This is a genomic window from Rahnella ecdela (genome assembly GCF_019049625.1).
In the GTDB taxonomy this organism is placed as follows: Bacteria; Pseudomonadota; Gammaproteobacteria; order Enterobacterales; family Enterobacteriaceae; genus Rahnella; species Rahnella ecdela.
Genome location: NZ_JAFMOY010000131.1, coordinates 124,261 through 139,563, shown reverse-complemented (window position 1 = coordinate 139,563; position 15,303 = coordinate 124,261). Strand labels below are relative to the sequence as shown.

At 47.6% G+C, this 15,303-nt stretch carries 18 protein-coding genes; 5 read left to right on the top strand and 13 right to left on the bottom strand.

The annotated features are described in order from the left end of the window. The first annotated feature begins 28 nt into the window (after window positions 1-28). Both J1784_RS19260 and J1784_RS19255 read left to right on the top strand, forming a co-directional pair. Complete coding sequence (locus J1784_RS19260) at window positions 29-421, top strand: hypothetical protein (RefSeq protein WP_217150529.1); 393 nt, start codon at window positions 29-31, stop codon at window positions 419-421. After that, window positions 411-1,223 (top strand): hypothetical protein, encoded by an 813-nt coding sequence (locus J1784_RS19255; RefSeq protein ID WP_217150528.1) that lies wholly within the window; start codon window positions 411-413, stop codon window positions 1,221-1,223. Before J1784_RS19260 ends, J1784_RS19255 begins: the two co-directional genes overlap by 11 nt. A 127-nt stretch (window positions 1,224-1,350) precedes the next feature. Here J1784_RS19255 and J1784_RS19250 read toward each other — a convergent pair whose 3' ends face one another. The 7 genes from J1784_RS19250 to J1784_RS19220 all read right to left on the bottom strand — a co-directional run bounded on the left by J1784_RS19250 (window position 1,351) and on the right by J1784_RS19220 (window position 6,418). After that, complete coding sequence (locus J1784_RS19250) at window positions 1,351-2,124, bottom strand: FRG domain-containing protein (protein WP_217150527.1); 774 nt, start codon at window positions 2,122-2,124, stop codon at window positions 1,351-1,353. 407 nt (window positions 2,125-2,531) lie between these two features. After that, window positions 2,532-4,556 (bottom strand): replication endonuclease, encoded by a 2,025-nt coding sequence (locus tag J1784_RS19245; RefSeq protein ID WP_420803984.1) that lies wholly within the window; start codon window positions 4,554-4,556, stop codon window positions 2,532-2,534. Window positions 4,557-4,563: 7 nt separating this feature from the next. Further along, on the bottom strand, window positions 4,564-4,842 hold the full coding sequence (locus J1784_RS19240) for a DUF5405 family protein (RefSeq protein ID WP_217150526.1): 279 nt from the start codon (window positions 4,840-4,842) through the stop codon (window positions 4,564-4,566). 2 nt (window positions 4,843-4,844) lie between these two features. Further along, entirely contained in the window at window positions 4,845-5,063 is a 219-nt protein-coding gene (locus J1784_RS19235) for a TraR/DksA family transcriptional regulator (protein WP_217150525.1), read from the bottom strand. Continuing rightward, window positions 5,063-5,305 (bottom strand): DUF2732 domain-containing protein, encoded by a 243-nt coding sequence (locus J1784_RS19230; protein ID WP_037036054.1) that lies wholly within the window; start codon window positions 5,303-5,305, stop codon window positions 5,063-5,065. Before J1784_RS19230 ends, J1784_RS19235 begins: the two co-directional genes overlap by 1 nt. A 59-nt stretch (window positions 5,306-5,364) precedes the next feature. Continuing rightward, window positions 5,365-5,865, bottom strand: a complete 501-nt coding sequence (locus J1784_RS19225) for a replication protein B (RefSeq protein ID WP_217150524.1) — start codon at window positions 5,863-5,865, stop codon at window positions 5,365-5,367. Between the two features lie 178 nt (window positions 5,866-6,043). Beyond that, on the bottom strand, window positions 6,044-6,418 hold the full coding sequence (locus J1784_RS19220) for a Cox family DNA-binding protein (RefSeq protein ID WP_129991223.1): 375 nt from the start codon (window positions 6,416-6,418) through the stop codon (window positions 6,044-6,046). A gap of 106 nt (window positions 6,419-6,524) precedes the next feature. Here J1784_RS19220 and J1784_RS19215 point away from each other — a divergent pair, with 106 nt between their 5' ends. The 3 genes from J1784_RS19215 (at window position 6,525) to pflA (ending at window position 8,751) form a co-directional block, all read left to right on the top strand. Beyond that, complete coding sequence (locus J1784_RS19215) at window positions 6,525-6,824, top strand: helix-turn-helix domain-containing protein (RefSeq protein WP_013574789.1); 300 nt, start codon at window positions 6,525-6,527, stop codon at window positions 6,822-6,824. Between the two features lie 102 nt (window positions 6,825-6,926). Next, window positions 6,927-7,913, top strand: coding sequence for a phage integrase (locus J1784_RS19210; RefSeq protein WP_015689581.1), 987 nt, complete (start codon window positions 6,927-6,929; stop codon window positions 7,911-7,913). Between the two features lie 97 nt (window positions 7,914-8,010). Further along, entirely contained in the window at window positions 8,011-8,751 is a 741-nt protein-coding gene (pflA, locus tag J1784_RS19205; RefSeq protein ID WP_120131445.1) for a pyruvate formate lyase 1-activating protein, read from the top strand. Window positions 8,752-8,824: 73 nt separating this feature from the next. Here pflA and J1784_RS19200 read toward each other — a convergent pair whose 3' ends face one another. The 6 genes from J1784_RS19200 to dmsA all read right to left on the bottom strand — a co-directional run bounded on the left by J1784_RS19200 (window position 8,825) and on the right by dmsA (window position 15,290). Then, window positions 8,825-9,970 carry an MFS transporter gene (locus J1784_RS19200; RefSeq protein ID WP_217150523.1) on the bottom strand — a complete coding sequence of 382 codons (1,146 nt, stop codon included), beginning with the start codon at window positions 9,968-9,970 and terminating at the stop codon, window positions 8,825-8,827. A gap of 133 nt (window positions 9,971-10,103) precedes the next feature. Next, complete coding sequence (locus tag J1784_RS19195) at window positions 10,104-10,676, bottom strand: ferredoxin-type protein NapF (RefSeq protein WP_217150522.1); 573 nt, start codon at window positions 10,674-10,676, stop codon at window positions 10,104-10,106. After that, window positions 10,676-11,284: a Tat proofreading chaperone DmsD gene (dmsD, locus tag J1784_RS19190; protein WP_217150521.1), complete on the bottom strand. Its 609-nt coding sequence runs from the start codon at window positions 11,282-11,284 to the stop codon at window positions 10,676-10,678. The genes J1784_RS19195 and dmsD overlap by 1 nt, the downstream gene beginning before the upstream one ends. Window positions 11,285-11,354: 70 nt before the next feature. Beyond that, complete coding sequence (locus J1784_RS19185) at window positions 11,355-12,212, bottom strand: dimethyl sulfoxide reductase anchor subunit family protein (RefSeq protein WP_217150520.1); 858 nt, start codon at window positions 12,210-12,212, stop codon at window positions 11,355-11,357. A gap of 1 nt (window position 12,213) precedes the next feature. Next, entirely contained in the window at window positions 12,214-12,831 is a 618-nt protein-coding gene (locus J1784_RS19180) for a DMSO/selenate family reductase complex B subunit (protein ID WP_217150519.1), read from the bottom strand. A gap of 11 nt (window positions 12,832-12,842) precedes the next feature. Continuing rightward, the gene (dmsA, locus tag J1784_RS19175; protein ID WP_217150518.1) at window positions 12,843-15,290 is read right to left on the bottom strand and encodes a dimethylsulfoxide reductase subunit A; all 2,448 of its coding nucleotides are present in this window, start codon (window positions 15,288-15,290) and stop codon (window positions 12,843-12,845) included. Window positions 15,291-15,303: the final 13 nt, after the last annotated feature.

Here is a 15,303-nt window from a genome sequence, read left to right as displayed (position 1 = left end):
TAAAATAATTTACGACCAAAGGAAGAGATTGAATGATATTAGCAACTCATCGGTTTTTATATCTGAGAGTAGCAGATATCATTATTTTAACCTTCTTGACTATATGGAAAGAAATATAAACTCTTGTAGAGAGTTGTATACTGTACCTTTATTATACAAGATTTTAAAAACCAATGACAACAATGAACTTTTAAAAGTCATTCAGTATTTCAGCGGAGGCGGGTCTAATTTACTAAATGTGAAGTATTGTTATGAAAAAGATGATGGTGAGTATTTAAACATCCCCTTCGAAGAGTACAACAACTATATTCTCGAAGGACAAATCCCAGTGGATGAAAATGGAAGGGAAATTGATGACTTCAATTCAAAGTATCTTTCTTTTTACTGCTTATTGAATATGAGCAGCATATATGAAAATTGAAGAAGTAACTCGCAACATACATATTAGCCAACATTTTCTTAATGAAAGAGATTTCATAGAAAAGTTGTACAGAGATATTGCCTCAATTATTACGCTAATGGAGGCATCCAGTGATAAATATTATTGTGATGACGAAGATAAACTCAGTCATACAATCGTTTCATCTCTGGTTAATTTAGGCTATATAGCAACAGAGCAGACCAAGAAAAATGGTAGTGTAGATATTACTGTTTATAGCAAAAATAATAAATACCATTGGATTGCCGAGGCAAAAATAGGATATGGCAATCAAAAAATTTTTGAGGGTGTACTTCAACTTTTAACTAGATATGTTAAAAGAGATAATCATGCCGGAGTGATTATCTATTATCAAAAAGATAAATCAGCAACTCTATTTAGTAAATGGGTTGAATACATGTATAATTACGGATGGGTAGATTATTGTAAAAACCAAAACACACTTAATAAAATCCAGCCTTTACTTGGCCATTTAATAAAAACGAATCAACCATTCATATCGGATGACTGTTGCTATGCTGATATAACCCTAAAAAAACCTATGGGGACTTTTTTAGATGTACGATTCTTCTATATTGATGTTCATCACGAACCATTAGATAACAGTGGTGTAAACAATAATTCTATAAAACGTGGCCAAGCTAAAAATACTATACGAGACATGTATAATGCTTGGAAGAGCGGTGAATATTCAATTGCCATGACAGGTAGACTATTCGAAGCTTTAGAGATTGTCTACAGCGAAGATTTAGACGACACGGTGAAAAAAAATAAAAAAAAATAACGCCCTTAATCCCTCTCTATCCTTATGCCCTTAAAAACAGAAAAGACATAAGGAAGTGAATTATTTATATGTTTAAACCACGCACTCCCCCATAGTGAACATGATTCATTCAAGTTAAGCATAAGCATTATTTTTTAACAAACTTGCGCTTATCAGTTAGCAACTCAAGCGTGTGATTACAGTATTTAGCAGCTCCTTCCACATCAGGAAATAATGTCCCATGGTGTATGTTCATTAAGCGGAGATGTCTTAATATAGACAGTCGCTCAGACTCAGGAATATTAATTTTTATTAAATATGGAGCATCAGGAGGTAGATTTTCCTTCACCCACTCTACAATACTAAATTTTAATGGTTGCCTACTAAAAATTCCAGTTTGCGCAATGAGTCGCATATTTTCATCTGAAATAGGATCTATTATCTTAAAATGTTGCTTCTCTTCCTTTTGCTTATTGAACTCCGTTATCGCCTCCCTGACGAAGGGACAGAGGTTAAGTGCCCATATAGAACGGAATGATTTTTTTGAGGGTTCATGATTCTCGAAAGCAAAAAAAAGAGCAACGTAAAGTGATTTTGACCAATCAAGCAATGGAGTAGCTAAGCCATAATGCTGACCTAGTGACCAAATTTCGCTATCATTTAGTAACTCATCCTTTTTGACTCCTGAACGTGAGCGAATTGAATGAATAAATTCTTTTAGCAAAAAATCGTATGTGCTATCTAAATCAATGCCTTGAGGTGATAGTCTCGACAACAATCTATCCAAAGATGTTTCAAGTATCCATTCTGAACAACCATGCCCTCGAAAGACAAACCCCATATCATCTGCAAAATACTGATTATCCCCCAGAAAGGCTTGCCAAGTTTCATACGTGTGAGTCACAAACGGATTTTTATTCATACTTCCCTTCTGATTATACGAATAACAAATTAAGTTATTTCAAAAATGCACGAGAAACTGTAGTTCAAAGACACCCCGGGAAATGCAACAAGGAACTAACCTTTAAAGGGCAAACCTTTAATTATTCCGACTTGGAAAAAGATAGCGAACTCCAATTTTATATAAGCCCCCCATAAATCTATCACAGGATAATAGAAAAATTTAGATTCGAATGTCAACTTAGCACCACGGGCTAGGATAGTGAGTTCCGTATAGTTCGGGTTAATGCCATGCTTAACTAAATCATGATGAATTAACACCATTCTTGCTCGTTCGTTCACCGTCAAACGCGCTGATGGAGCGATAAAGTAAGTTCTCGATGGTTTAAAACAAGGTCGCTGATAGTAAAGTATTGGAGTTTCCATACTTTAAAAGAATCTGAACATATTGGCAGCATCTAGCTGATCACCTCCACGATTTCCACTTAAAGCAAATTTCATCGGCTCAGTGCCATCCTCTAAATGTATAGGGAATAGTGCTTGCTCTTCCTTCGCATCCCCACAGTTATTGACAGGACTCCGAGGCGCGCCGGAGGCGCTTATTAAATTCAAAGGATGAACGGCAACTTCAACAGCCTTGGCGACAATGCGCCATTTTGTTGTGCGTGTTTCGTGGATGAGGTCAGTGCCAAGATGAGGGGCATAAACGCCGATGATTTTCTGGATCTCTTCGTCGTACTCGTTTAACTCATCAATCACTTGGCGAGCAGTTCTTACCGTTTGCTCATCGCGTGGGACATTCGCCCCACCCTGCGCAGAAATATATGCGGCGAAATCACCACCGTCTGCCGCTGCTCTTGCAGCTTCGACAAGTTCGTCAAACTCGCTAGCGATACTCACGCCACGCGGCAATCTGCGCAGCTCACGATAGGCTCCCATTGTTGGTACACCGATAGATTTAAATTGCGGTATACGCCATGTAGAAGCCCATGCAGTAACGGCTGCGGCAGTCTCTGACAATGATCGGCCAGTCTCATGGTCTATCTCACCTTCCAGAGCATAACCATCAATATTCTTGGCTATGTATTTAGCGATATAGCCTGCCGCCCCGCCTTTATTTAAATGCTTACACTCAAAACGCTGAGCTTGTGCCCCACGTTCATCTCCATCTTCTTGGAGTGCATAGCGACGCATGATGTCAACGGCAGGCTGACGGTGAGCTTTATCGCAAAACAACATCATATGCCAGTGAGGTGTAGCGTCGTGGTGAGGCTCAACTACGCGCATTCCGTATACCTTGATGCCGTTATCTTTGAATGCTGTACGCATCTTGCCCCAGATTTTCACCAGATAGCGCTGGCCATCCTTTGGTGAAAACGCCTCTTCATCCCACTTATGATTGAAATTAACGCGGCGATCAGTCTTTTTCCCGACCATGCGTGTTGGATGGTATTTTGACGGAGTAGTTATCGTGAGGAACATGCCAACATGACCAACTTCTGAAGCATATTTTTCAATACCTGCAATAGTGCTCATCAACTCCATACGACGGATTTCAGGGTTAGAAATACTCCCCATAACCTTATCGATGAGATCTATACGTTCCCCTGTTTCGATGTTTTCTAAATCGCAGGATTTAAGATATTCCATGTTTGCTAAACGGCGCGCCCGAACATCCCGGATAGCCTGTTTGCTGGCATAGCCAGACTTTTGCAGACTAACCTCGCCAACAGCAATCAGGAGAGATTCGCGCCACTGCGTGCGCTGCGCTTTTAACTGTCGAATCCACCACTCATCATTTACCAATCGCGCGATGCTGGAGAACGCTGAGCGCATATCCAGTTTGCGTTTACAGTATTTTTGCCAGTGCATTGGAGTGATATTAAAAACGCGGGCAGCACCGGCAACCTCACAATAAATTTTTTGCTGTGCGCTGTCGGTGAATAACTTGGCTTGAACCCCGTTGTGCTGACTAAGAAGCCGATCGCTCTGCTCTTCATATTCTGTGAACAGCCGGGATGAAATTTGCATAGCGAGACGTTTCAGCGCTTTATCATTCATTCCAGCTAACTGGCGATAACTCTCAGCCTCATCAGTAAAAATTTCATTAGCTCTGCCACTTAAGGCCAACGCATATTTAGCCTGTACAACCTCGATGCGAGGCCAAATCCGTGGCATAAAAACATTGATGAGGTAACGATGTGCAGCCAGCAGCCCTGAGCTTTCTTTAAGATATTCATACCTGCCAGAGAAGATGCCACTTAGAAAAAATGGCAGCACGTGGATCTTGCGTAAGGCATCTTGCCCCTGATGGAATTCATCAAGGGTAAGAGGTCTTTCTTTTGAGATTGCAGGACGGGGAGCATTCCAAGGGTATGCGCCGACAAAAGGAACCTTGCCGGCTTTTATAAGTTTAGGCGGTGGCGAGGGCGCGATACGCCCTCTCGCATTCATCAGCACGTTATTTACCGGACTGCGTCACGTTAAAAGCAACCCGGCAAAGATCTCCAATCTTAGCTATCTCATCAGCCAGTTCCGCGAGGGTACGGACATTAGAATCTCTGATATGAAAGTGCAGTAATCCTTTCACCAACTGGTCAATCTTGGCGTAGTAAGCCGTGGCTTCTAAATATTCCTGCCCTTTCTTATCGCCAGAAAGAACAGTTTTCTTTTTGTTGAGAATGAACTGGTAGCAGTCGCTCGTCACAACCCAATTGTCACCTACAGAAATTCGAATCATGCTTAGCTCCTGAAATGTTTTTTCTGTTGTTCGGTGATTTCTTGGCATGGCACACAACGCACGACGCCGGGAAATGCAGCGCGCCGTGCCGCAGGGATTGGCTGGTCGCAGTCTTCACAGACTGATGCCGATACCCGATTGCTATGAATACGATGTGCAGCGACCTGATGAGTCAAAATTTCGAGATTTCTTTCCTGCACTGAGTCCATTAAATCTGGCATTACATCACCCCTTTATTTTCTAAACCTTCGTTGTGAAAACGGATGGATTCTTGTCCAAGTAATTCAAGGATTTGAACCCTGTCTAATTGCTCTTGAATCGCGTGACTAATTAGCGAATCCAGATGCGAGGAAAAGGTGATTGCTGCATCAGCCTTAGCCTGATTTCGCGCCTGATTTAACATCCAATTCGTTGCTTCGCTGTCTGCTTTATTTCTCATTTCTTGACCAACGGTTAAGCTCATCTCTGGCTCCGGACAAAAGGATCCCCTACGCAATCAAGCGCAGAATTAAAAATGGTTAATTAGTGGAGGTAAGTTTCGGGGCGAACCGACGTTAATACAGTCGGCGCATTTTCGAACAAGCTAAATAATTCCCGTAGAGCCCGGAATAAAGCCTCTCTCCATGAGCAGGTTTCGTCCTCGATTCGCCAATATGGCTGGCTGAATTCTTCTTCCGTTAATCCTGCATGAAAATATAAAGTGCGGCGTTCGCTAATATTTAAACGTCCGATAAAACATGACTTGGTAATCCTGAAACTACGGTACTTTGCAAAAGCAGCCCGGAGCTCATCAATTGCACAGACAATACGCTCACGATCGCAATCGTTCATTTCCTGCAATTTCATAACTGAATGCCGTTGTCTTAATTGAGCATGAAAACAGATGGTCAGACGTTCACGTTCGCTCATCTTGTTATAGAAATCACAAGAGGTTTGCCAGCGAGCTGGCGCAAGGCGCTCACCAACAGCAGCGCGAAGCCCGGCAGGCTGATTCATTACAATAGCCGCAGTGATTACTGTCATTTCTTCCCCCATGATAAAAACCGTTTTACTGCTACCGCGCGCATAGAACGGCGTGAGCAGATAATGATTCCTTTGCGGCCTTTCCCATGTGTAATTGAATTATTCATGGGACGTGCGGTTTGATGATTCCAGAGCAGTGGTGCTAAAGAGATTGGGTTTTGCATATCACTGGCCTCTTCTATGCTGCGCGGCCGCGTCCACGGCAAGGCTTACTTGCACTAATACGGTCCTTCCATCCGTGCCATTCTGCCGGTGCATCTTCAACAAGCTGATCAGCAAACTTGTCCCACTCTTTACGGCTAATCCATAACTCTGCATGCCCTCCGGGCTTTAGTGGATCAGCCATGTAAAAAGCTGGGAGTTTTCCGGCCTTGGCCATGGCTACTATTGCGGCTGGGGTTTTACCCACGTAAAGCGCAAAGCCTTCCTTTGAAAGTAGGTTGCCGGGCTTTTCCGACAAATTGATTGGCTTCCGCTTTGCCCCAGCCTCTGGATTGATGGTGGCATTTTCATCTGAGCTCTCAGATTCAATGGTTTTCGCTTCTACTGTCATTTGCTATTCTCCGACTTGGCTCCGTATCACGTTCTGGCACCATTTAGGCTGCTTTGAGTGTGATTGCGGTTTTTAGTTTTCAATATAATTACGAGAACTCGATATTATGTCAACATCTCAAGGCGAAAAACTTAAACTTATCCGTGACTCCGAAAGGCTAAGCATTCGGGAACTAACTGATATCGTTGGAATTAGTTACACCACCTATCACGGCTATGAAAATGACAAATCAAAGATGACCTTTGAATCTGGCGTCAAGCTGTTCAAGCTTCCTCGTTTTCGCAAATATCAGAACTGGTTCATGTTCGATGAGACCGATCCCGCATCCGGCCAAATAGCGCCGGCACTCGCACACTCTGGGCAAGAAAATCCAACCTCGTCCCACTCAGACCAAAAGACTGGCTGACCATATACGCCGCACAAATATGTGATTTTTGTACAGTGGCCGACTGTTACAGCCACAAACAGACAGTACCGAACAAAGTTGTAACCATTGGAGGGCTTCGCTATGTCAATTAAGAAGCTCGATGATGGTCGATATGAAGTGGATGTAAGGCCGCAGGGTTCCGAGGGAAGAAGAATCCGGCGTAAATTTAATACGAAAGGTGAGGCTCAGATTTATGAGCGTCATGTGCTGGTTAACTACCATAATAAAGAGTGGTTAGAGAAACCGGCAGACCGCCGCAAACTGACTGATTTGCTGGAATTGTGGTGGCTATACCACGGTAAGCACCATAACCGTGGTCTGATAGAAAAAGGCAGGCTTTCAGCAATCATGATTAAGTTTGCTGAAATCGGGGTGACCAGAGCTGACCAGATAACCAAGAAAGCTATAACGGATTATCGGGTCAAGATGATGAATGAAGGCTTGAAACCAGCCAGTGTGAACCGTCATCAGGCTATATTCAGCGGCATGTTTACCAAGCTGATTGATGCCAATGAATATCACAGCGAGCATCCTTTCAGAGGCGTGAAAAAGCTTAAAGAGGCTGAGCCAGAAATGGCGTTTCTTTCCACGGAAGAAATCACGCAGTTGCTCGATATGCTGGAAGGAGACAACCGCAACGCTGTGCTGCTTTGTCTGGCCACCGGTGGTCGCTGGAGTGAAGTTGCAGATCTTAAAGCTGAGCACATTATTAACTGCATGCTGACATTCATGAAAACGAAGAATGGTAGACGCAGAACAATACCGCTGTCTGAGGGCTTGGTTAAAATGGTGAAAAAACGTAGTACCGGGAAACTGTTTACGCCCAATTACGACACGGTGCGAAACACACTGCGAACTATGAAGCCAGACCTACCCGCCGGACAGGCTGTACATGTTCTGCGGCACACATTCGCCACGCATTTTATGATGAATGGAGGTAATATTATTACACTACAGCGAATTTTAGGGCATTCCACCGTACAACAGACCATGGTTTATGCGCACTTTGCACCGGACTTTTTGCAGGATGCAGTCTCATTAAACCCACTTAACGGAGTGTCCATATAATGTCCACGAATCTGCACTATTTAGGACTAAGTGAAACTTTATGAGTAACTTAACTGATTGTATTTCCACGGAAAGCACCACTGAGTCAGGGGGACATATGTCCGTTCAAGGTCGCATCCACTCATATGAATCCTGTGGCACCGTTGACGGCCCAGGTATCCGTTTCATTGTTTTCTTCCAGGGTTGCCTGATGCGTTGCATGTATTGCCATAATCGCGATACCTGGGACACGCACGGCGGGAAAGAGATCAATGTCGATGATTTAATGAAAGAAGTCGTGACCTATCGCCACTTTATGAATGCTTCAGGCGGTGGTGTAACAGCGTCAGGGGGTGAAGCCATCCTTCAGGCGGAATTTGTGCGTGACTGGTTCCGCGCCTGCCAGAAGGAAGGGATTAACACTTGCCTCGACACCAACGGTTTTGTCCGCCGTTATGATCCGGTAATCGACGAATTACTGGATGTCTCGGATCTGGTTATGCTCGACCTCAAGCAGATGAACGACGATATTCACCAGAATCTGGTGGGTGTGTCTAACCACCGTACGCTGGACTTTGCCCGCTATCTGGCAAAACGTAATCAGCGCACCTGGATCCGTTATGTGGTTGTACCGGGCTGGTCAGACGATGACGAATCCGCGCATAAACTGGGCGAGTTCACCAAGGATATGACCAACATCGAGAAGATCGAATTGCTGCCGTATCATGAACTCGGCAAACATAAATGGACGGCAATGGGGGAGAAATACGGACTGGACGGCGTTAATCCGCCAACCAAAGAGATCATGGAAAGAGTGAAAAACATTCTCGCCAGCTACGGTCATAAAGTGATTTATTAATCACCCGGTTATGCCATAAAAAAGACGCCATCTGGCGTCTTTTTTGCTTTTGCAGCCTCAGGTATAAAAGGTATTACGCAGTAGCAACCGGATTATGCGTATGATCTGCTTTGCGCATTAGCATCACCAGATAGACCAGCGAAACCACCGCAATCATCACGAACAGCAGGCGGTCGGAATAACTCTGCATCAGCATCGCGGTCATGGTCGGTCCGGCGAGGCTGCCGATGGTATAACTCATCAACAGAGCCTGATTCATCGCCACCAGCTCATCTGCGCTCACTTTCTCACAAGCCCATGACATCGCGACCGGATACAACGTGAAGCCCGCGCATCCGAGAATAAACAGGGTCGGAGCCATCGCATAACCACTGAGCATCGCAATGCTGCCAAGAATGACGCAAAAAATCTGGATGCGTAAAACCATCAACCGGCCATAGCGATCGGCCAGACGCCCTACCGGCCACTGCCCGATAATTCCCGCGCTGACCAGTAATGCCATCCAGTAACCTACATTCGCATCACTCATTCCCTGATGCGTCAGGAACAACGGCATCAGACCGTAGAGTGAACCCAGGACAATACCGGAAATAATGCAGCCGTTTATCCCCAGACGGGCATTACGGCGTCTGAACATCGGCATCACCGCATGGCGCGGTTGCTCGCTGTCCTGATTTTCAATATGCGTTAACAACAACGGAAGCATCGCAATCACAATTAGTGCGGTTACCCACGGCAGGACGCTGAAGATTGCTGTTGGCACTGTCCCGACCAGCAACTGCCCTGCCACCGTTCCGATGTAGTACATGATCATATACGCCGCCAGCAACTGGCCACGGTTTTTGACCGTCCCGCTACGCAACAACGCGCTTTCCACTACCACCCAGATCAACGCACAGCCAATACCCGCCACGAAACGCGCCGATACCCACGTCCAGAAGCTCATGGAAAGCGCCAGCCCTGCGGTAGCGACTGCGAATATTACGCAGGAAAGATAGTAGCTACGGTTGAAACCAATGCGCTTAATCAGCCCGCCTGCGAGCAAAGTCCCCAGCAGGTTACCGGTAAAATACGAGGAACTGACCAGCCCGACCTGCCAGGTCGGCAGCTGTTCATGGCTGAGCCACAAAGGTACCAGCGTGTTTAAAACGGCGATAGAAATCGTCAGCAGAAGGAGTCCGCACAACAGCAGAGAAACGGGGCGAGAATAGGCGGACATAAGACGTTGATGACCACAAAGAGGAAGAAATTGCGCGCATCATGCCACTGGCGGATTAAAAGTCAATCCGGCAAAAACGAGCCGGAGCACAAACGGAAGACGGATGATTGAAATTGTTAATCAAGCATGGGTATCAGGAATCATGATGCTTTAATGACAAGACGATATCGCCATGATAACAAACGAGTTTACATTTACCGCAACCGTCACATTTGTCACTATCGACGGCAGGTTGATTTTGTTGATTAAAAAATATTGCCGTGCGCGGACACGTAATTTCGCACATCCTGCACAAGTCGTCTATGCGCCCCAGACATTGCGGCAAAATTACCGGACGCAAACCGGTATCCATTACGACTCCGGCATCCAGCGCACCACTCTCGCAGGATGATGTGCAGGCCCCACAAGCATCGCATTCTGCGTACTCAATGGACAGTGCTGGCTTTCCTTTATCGATACTCAGAATCCCCACCGGACAGGCCTCTGCACAGCGGCCGCAACCATCGCATTTTTGTATAAAGAGCGGCTCCGCCACTGCTTGCGGAGGACGCGGACACTGACGAACCAGCAATGTTTGCTCCGGACTGGCTGCCTGTTCAACGGCCTTTTTTGCCGGTGACAACAAACCGCGGAATAATCCGCGGCGGCTGACCGTTCGGCTGCTCATCCAGGAGCGATAATAACTGGCGTCGCGTGAGTCGCTCATCAGAAATACAGATCCACTGCGTTCACTTCCAGGCTCTGCTGCTGTTTCCAGCCACAAAGTGTGGACTCAGCCAGCACAGCCACACCCACATAAAACGGATGCTCAGCTTTTTGTCGCAGCAATTCCAGATAACGCCCCGCCCACGGCAGTAAATGCATCGTCAGAAATTCATTCAGCAATGCCGGAGAGTTTTCAGCCAGCCACGCAGCCATCATCAGCAGTAGACCGATATGATCTTCCGGTTCAGCCTGAGTCAGGTGCGGTTCTATACCGTTTTCACGCATCCACTGACGAAGGACCAGGGTTGAATCGCCAAACACAACGGATTCTTTATCCAGATAGACAGAACCCCACGGCGGCGCTGGCAGCGCGTAAGGACCTACAAAGAGGCGCTGAAAGGCGTCTCCAAAACTTTCTTCCGACTGATGAATCTGACCGAAGTGCTCAATGGCCAGCTCTTTGGCCTCCTCACCGGCACATGGCCACAAAGATGCCCAGTTGCCGGTTTGCAGTAACGAAACTAATGGCTGAACTTCCGGGGAATCTGGTGGATAAAATAATATCGCGCCTAAAATTTTACCGGTTAAACTGATTGATTCTGCTGACATAATTTACTCTGTTTTGAGAGAACGCATCACAGCTAGCGACGCGTTCCCGGATGAACCTGACTGCCGTACATTAGCCGCTAACGGCCATCCCAACGGTCATATGCAAACCGTAGAAAATGGCACGGCCAATCAACTCACCGGCAAAGACCAGCACGAAGGCCAGAATCAATGATGCCAGTGCCGGACGCTTACGCATAATCAGCGGACAGAACCAGCAACCCAGGCCGAGAACCACCAGCACCAGACGCCAGACAGACAGCGAGCCGTATTGCGGGATAAGGGCAGAGGCAGCCTGAACAGAACTGTTAATGCCTGCCAGACTGGCACTTTGCAGCACAACCACCGCCATACTTACCACAAGCGCAACAAGGCTAATGACCGGCAACAGGCGCAGCCCGCAACCATTGATATCCGCACCACGCAGCAGCAAATAGCCCAGAACCGGACCGCCGATCAGCACTGTCAGGCCGAAATGGAAGAAGGTAAACGCATTATCCCAGGTCGGCACGGTATCAATTTCATAAACGCGGCACATCGCGTAAACAAAACCGATACCTGCCACCATGGTAACGATTAACCAGATTTTGCCCAGTGCGCGCGGCATTTTATTAATCATCGCCAGCAGCCAGTAAATTCCGCCTAAAGCAAAGAATAACGACCCGCTGCCGATTTCGTTGCTAAGAGGTGAAGCCCCCAGCCGGTTCAGCGAGTTAAATGCGCGCAGCGGAGAACCCAGGTGCAAAACCGAAGCAATAAAAGCGATCGCCATCAGCGCCCAAAGGAAGAACATCGAAAGATGGATCCTGCGGGTTTCTTCCTTGCTGCGTTGCGTCAGTAATGCGATAGCAAGCACGATAAATGCGCCAACCACACATTGCCCCAGAACCGTAAAGACCATTAACGGCCATTCATGCCATCCGTTTCCCATCTCAAACCTCCTTCGGGTTAGCCAGATAACCCGTGGTATCGCCTACAGGACGGCAATTCGCATTGGGTTTGATGACGATATTTGGGTGCGTGAAGTGGGAAGCTGGCAGTGGAGCTACTTCAGCCAGATCACCGTATTTCGCACGCAGTTCTTCAATGGGTGCCATATCCAGCGCACGCAGCGGGCAGGATTCCACGCAAATCGGTTTTTTGCCTTCCGCAACGCGCTCATAGCAGCCGTCACATTTGGTCATGTGGCCTTTGGCTTCGTTGTATTGCGGCGCGCCGTAAGGACATGCCATGTGGCAATAACGGCAACCGATGCAAACGTCCTCATTCACCACTACAAAGCCATCTTCGCGCTTATGCATTGCGCCGCTCGGGCACACTTTGGTACAGGCCGGATCCGCGCAGTGGTTACATGAAATCGACAGATAATACGCGAAGACATTCTGATGCCAGCCGTCACCGTCTTTTTGCCAGTCACCGCCGGCATATTCATAAATGCGGCGGAAACTGACGTCCGGCGTTAAGTTTTTGAAATCTTTACAGGCCAGCTCACAAGTTTTGCATCCTGTGCAGCGGCTTGAGTCAATATAAAAACCATATTGAGTTGTCATGTTTTACTCCGTTAAACCTTAGCCACTTGCACAAGGTTGGTATGAGAGGGGTTGCCTTTCGCCAGCGGTGAAGGTCTTTGAGAAGTCAGGACGTTGATGCTGCCCGCCCGGTCGATTTTTTTGCTGTCAGGGGAATACCAGGCACCTTCGCCGAGCGCCACCACACCCGGCATCATGCGCGGCGTCACTTTGGCGGCAATCTGCACTTCGCCACGATCGTTGAAGATGCGGATCATGTCGCCGTTGGTAATGCCACGCTGCGCGGCATCCATCGGGTTGATCCACATTTCCTGACGGCATGCAGCTTTGAGCACATCAACGTTGCCGTAAGTGGAGTGGGCGCGCGCCTTGTAGTGGAAACCGGTCATCTGTAACGGATATTTGCTGGCCAGCGGATCGTCATAGTTTTCGAAACCGGCGGCATAAACCGGTAACGGATCGATGACATCTTCTTTGGAAAGTTCCCATTCAGAGGCAATTTTGGCCAGTTCAGCCGAGTAGATTTCGATTTTGCCCGAAGGCGTGCTCAGCGGGTTGGCGGCAGGATCTTCTCGGAATGCTTTGTAAGCCACATGGTGTTGGTCAGGGTCGCGTTTTTTGAACATGCCCTGTTTGCGGAAAGTGTCGAAGTCTGGCAGTTCCGGCAATGCTTCACGGGATTGCTGATACAAATGACGTAACCACTCTTCCTGCGTGCGGCCTTCAGTGAACTGTTGTTCAACTCCCATGCGACGGGACAATTCACTGGTCATCTCATAAATATTTTTGCACTGGAAGCGCGGCGTGATCGCCTGGTCGGCAAAAATGATGTAATCCATGTTGCCGCATGACGCGTCAAGGCAGAAGTCCATCTGCTCAGAGGCAGTACAGTCTGGCAGGATAATGTCCGCGTATTTCGCCGAAGACGTCATGTGGTTATCAATCACCACAATCATTTCGCATTGCTGGTCATCCTGCAGAATGTCGTGGGTGCGGTTGATATCGGAATGCTGGTTAATCAGACAGTTACCGGCATAGTTCCAGATAAATTTGATCGGCACATCCAATTTGGATTTTCCGCGCACGCCATCTTTGGTCGCCGTCATTTCCGGCCCGCGCACAATCGCGTCCGTCCACATGAACATGGAAATACTGGTCTCAACCGGATTTTCCAGCGTTGGCATACGGACAAACGGGATTTCGTAGGAGCCTTCACGGGCACCGGAATTACCACCATGAACGCCAACGTTACCGGTCAAAATAGCCAGCATCGCAATCGCACGTGTTGCAATTTCACCGTTAGCATGGCGCTGCGGACCCCAGCCCTGAGTGATAAATGCTGGTTTCGCCTGACCGATTTCACGCCCGAGCTTAATTATTTTCTCGATTGAGATCCCGGTGATTTTTGACGCCCATTCCGGTGTTTTCGCTACGCCATCAGGCCCGGTTCCAAGAATATAGGCTTTATAATGCGCGTTCTGCGCAACGCCCGCCGGTAAGGTTTTTTCATCATAACCGACGCAATATTTGTCGAGAAACGGCTGATCCACCAGATTCTCGGTGATCATGACATGTGCCAGCGCCGCGGCCAGAGCGCCATCCGTACCCGGACGGATCGGCACCCATTCGTCTTCACGACCTGCACCGGTATCGGTATAACGCGGATCAACAATGATCATTCGGGCATTCGAACGCTGACGAGCCTGCTCGAGGTAATAGGTCACACCGCCGCCGCTCATGCGGGTTTCACCGGGGTTATTCCCGAATAACACCACCAGTTTACTGTTTTCAATATCAGACGGGCTGTTGCCATCCGCCCAGCCACCGTAGGTATAATTCAGACCTGCAGCAATTTGCGCCGAACTGTAATCGCCATAATGATTCAGATAACCGCCGCAGCAGTTCATCAGGCGGGCAATCAGCGTTTTGCCCGGCGGCCATGAACGGGTCATGGTGCCGCCCAGCGTGCCGGTGCCATAATTGAGATAGATGGCTTCATTGCCATAACGATGGATAATGTCTTTCAGGCTGCCGGCCAGCGTGTCGAAGGCTTCGTCCCAGCTGATTTGTTTGAATTTACCTTCACCACGTTTGCCGACGCGTTTCATCGGATATTTCAGACGGTCAGGATTATAAACACGGCGACGCATGGAACGTCCGCGCAGACAGGCGCGAACCTGATGCAATCCCTCATAATCGTCATCACCGGTGTTATCGGTTTCGACATAACGTATCTCGTCATCAATGACATGCATTCTCAGCGGACAACGGCTGCCGCAGTTAACGGTACAGGCGCTCCAGACGATTTTCTCATCCGTAGCCGGAGACGGAGCCTGACGCGTTTCAGCGCGTATTGATTTAAATGGCAGTGATATGCCCCCGACGGCGGCTGCCATACCGGCGAGTGTAGTTCCCTTGACCAGGTCACGGCGGCTGAACCCGCCGCCTGAACTCGTTTTATTACTGTTTGAATCCGACATTGCTTACTCCGTA

Bases quoted from the DNA above. Each gene is read 5' to 3' on its own strand.
- J1784_RS19255 (WP_217150528.1), top strand. From the start codon at position 411: ATGAAAATTGAAGAAGTAACTCGCAACATACATATTAGCCAACATTTT.
- J1784_RS19250 (WP_217150527.1), bottom strand. From the start codon at position 2,124: ATGAATAAAAATCCGTTTGTGACTCACACGTATGAAACTTGGCAAGCC.
- J1784_RS19245 (WP_420803984.1), bottom strand. From the start codon at position 4,556: ATGAATGCGAGAGGGCGTATCGCGCCCTCGCCACCGCCTAAACTTATA.
- J1784_RS19240 (WP_217150526.1), bottom strand. From the start codon at position 4,842: ATGATTCGAATTTCTGTAGGTGACAATTGGGTTGTGACGAGCGACTGC.
- J1784_RS19235 (WP_217150525.1), bottom strand. From the start codon at position 5,063: ATGCCAGATTTAATGGACTCAGTGCAGGAAAGAAATCTCGAAATTTTG.
- J1784_RS19230 (WP_037036054.1), bottom strand. From the start codon at position 5,305: ATGAGCTTAACCGTTGGTCAAGAAATGAGAAATAAAGCAGACAGCGAA.
- J1784_RS19225 (WP_217150524.1), bottom strand. From the start codon at position 5,865: ATGACAGTAATCACTGCGGCTATTGTAATGAATCAGCCTGCCGGGCTT.
- J1784_RS19220 (WP_129991223.1), bottom strand. From the start codon at position 6,418: ATGACAGTAGAAGCGAAAACCATTGAATCTGAGAGCTCAGATGAAAAT.
- J1784_RS19215 (WP_013574789.1), top strand. From the start codon at position 6,525: ATGTCAACATCTCAAGGCGAAAAACTTAAACTTATCCGTGACTCCGAA.
- J1784_RS19210 (WP_015689581.1), top strand. From the start codon at position 6,927: ATGTCAATTAAGAAGCTCGATGATGGTCGATATGAAGTGGATGTAAGG.
- pflA (WP_120131445.1), top strand. From the start codon at position 8,011: ATGTCCGTTCAAGGTCGCATCCACTCATATGAATCCTGTGGCACCGTT.
- J1784_RS19200 (WP_217150523.1), bottom strand. From the start codon at position 9,970: ATGTCCGCCTATTCTCGCCCCGTTTCTCTGCTGTTGTGCGGACTCCTT.
- J1784_RS19195 (WP_217150522.1), bottom strand. From the start codon at position 10,676: ATGAGCGACTCACGCGACGCCAGTTATTATCGCTCCTGGATGAGCAGC.
- dmsD (WP_217150521.1), bottom strand. From the start codon at position 11,284: ATGTCAGCAGAATCAATCAGTTTAACCGGTAAAATTTTAGGCGCGATA.
- J1784_RS19185 (WP_217150520.1), bottom strand. From the start codon at position 12,212: ATGGGAAACGGATGGCATGAATGGCCGTTAATGGTCTTTACGGTTCTG.
- J1784_RS19180 (WP_217150519.1), bottom strand. From the start codon at position 12,831: ATGACAACTCAATATGGTTTTTATATTGACTCAAGCCGCTGCACAGGA.
- dmsA (WP_217150518.1), bottom strand. From the start codon at position 15,290: ATGTCGGATTCAAACAGTAATAAAACGAGTTCAGGCGGCGGGTTCAGC.